The sequence below is a fragment of the Streptomyces sp. NPDC043812 genome (assembly GCF_056436245.1).
In genome coordinates this window covers 1-1,944 of sequence record NZ_JBWKCY010000094.1, presented here as the reverse complement: position 1 = coordinate 1,944, position 1,944 = coordinate 1, and the positions used below count along the sequence as shown (strand labels likewise).

The 1,944-nt window shown below is 67.2% G+C and carries 1 protein-coding gene and 1 pseudogene; one reads left to right on the top strand and one right to left on the bottom strand.

Annotation, left to right across the window (positions count from 1 at the left end):
• Positions 1 to 197 (top strand): annotated as a pseudogene (locus tag AC067Z_RS38865) (helix-turn-helix transcriptional regulator); the annotation flags it as partial.
• A gap of 220 nt (positions 198 to 417) precedes the next feature.
• Here the strand turns inward: AC067Z_RS38865 and AC067Z_RS38860 are convergent.
• Entirely contained in the window at positions 418 to 1,626 is a 1,209-nt protein-coding gene (locus AC067Z_RS38860) for an RNA-guided endonuclease InsQ/TnpB family protein (protein ID WP_478794354.1), read from the bottom strand.
• Positions 1,627 to 1,944 lie beyond the last annotated feature (318 nt).

Here is a 1,944-nt window from a genome sequence, read left to right as displayed (position 1 = left end):
TACGTGGGACTCACCTGGCCATCGCCCGCCAACTCGGCATGGGGCACCGCACCGTCCAGCGTCGCCTGCAGTCCCTCATGGTCGAGGTGGGTGCGGCCACCCGCTTCCAGCTCGGCTGGCATGCGGCGCGCAGCGGCTGGATGGATGGTGCGGAAGCGCAATCCACCCCGAAGCAGGGTGTAAACGGCGCCGTCTGAGGCGTATTTACGCCTCGGCGGTTTCACGCCTCGAGGCATCTCTTGTACCGCCCACCGATCATGCCGAAGCATCTGGGGCACCGAAGGCATGAACCCCCCGTACCTCACGCAGCGGGGCGAGTTCATGCACCTGTGCACTAGGGGAGGGCTTGCGTGTTCTCGAGAATTGAAACCTCCCCTCCCTGAAGGGAGGGGATTCTTAGCTCACTTTGCCTGGCGCCTAGCAGGTGGCAGGGCTTGCAAGATCAACGCTAGCCGGGTTGAGACCAGCCCGGACGAGCATCACGCGGGCGGAGTTCTTGTCCCTGGGGGACACAGTTCCGCACGCGGTGCACGAATAGATTCTTTCGGAGAGGGGGAGGCGGTGCTTGGCTCTCGCTCCGCAGTGTGCGCAGTCCATGGTGGTGTGCGCGGGGTGGACCAGGTGCACGGTCTTGCCGTGCTTGCGGGCCATCTCGATCAGGGCCTGCTTGGTGGCGCCGATCGCGGCGTCGGCCGCCTTGCGGGACATGTTCCGCAACGTGGCAAGGAACTTCGGCTTGAAGTCCTCCACTGCGATCTGGTCGAAGTCCCGGACGACGGTCTTGGCCCACTTGCGGCCGGTGTCCTGCCGCTGCCGGGCGATCTTCCGGTGGACCTTTGCCGCCGCCCGCCGGGCCTTGCGGTAGCCGTTCGTGTCGGGCCGGTTCTTCGGCGTTGCGCGCCGGGCCATCATCCGCTGGTAGCGCGCGAGCTTCGCGGCGGCCGTCTTCCCGTGCTGGGCGTGCGGCAGGTCGTGGGCGTCGGAGGTGGTGGTCGCGGTCTCCTTCACACCCCAGTCGATGCCGATCACCCCGCCAGTGGAGGGCAGCGGCTCGGCCTCGGTGGCGACGACGAACGAGGCGTACCAGTGTCCGAGGTTGTCCCGGTGCACGCGCACGCTGGACGGCGTGGACGGCAGGTCGCGCGACCACACCACCCTCAGGATGATCCCGCCCGCCAGGTGCAGACGGCCGTCCTTGATGCGGAATCCGCGCTGCGTGTAGTTCAGCGACGGCGCGGCTTCCCGCTTCCGCTTGATCCGGGGCATCCCCGCCCGCTGCCGCATCGGCAGCTTCGCCGTGATGTCCTTGAGCGCCTTCGCACGGGACCTGGCGAAGTCCCGGATGATCTGCTGCTGCGCAACGCTGGAACCCTCGCGTAGCCAGGACATCGAACGACGCGCGTCGGTCAGCATCCTGTCGAGCTGCGCCGGACCGCACGTCGTCTTCGTCTCGGCGTCCTTGTTGAGCTTGTGGACCTTGCGGGACATCGCCACGCACTCGTTCCACACCCAACGGCACCGCGCCCACTCCCCTTCCAGCAAAGCGAGCGTGTTCGACGACAGGCGAAGCCGGAAGGTGTACCGGGCATGCCCGGCAACCTGCCCGGCCACCGCTGCTGTCGTCATGATCCGTAACCTAACAGCGGCCACTGACAACGGAAGAGAGTGCAGGTCAGAACAGATGCGCAGAGAACTCCGCCGCTACGCGGCTCCACCCCAAGGACCCATTCCTCCCCGCCCTGAAGGACGGGGCATCCTGGGAGAAATCCGGTGAAGGCCGGCTTCGCCGGCTTGTGGCCGCGGCAGTGGTCGTCGCGGCGGCCACCGGATCGTTGCCGTTGATGTCGCTGGCATGGGCCGAAGAGGAAGCACTGCCGGCCACGGCCACGGCCGCTGACGGGGTGCCGGTCGCCCCTGCGATGACTCAGCGTCTTGACGACACGG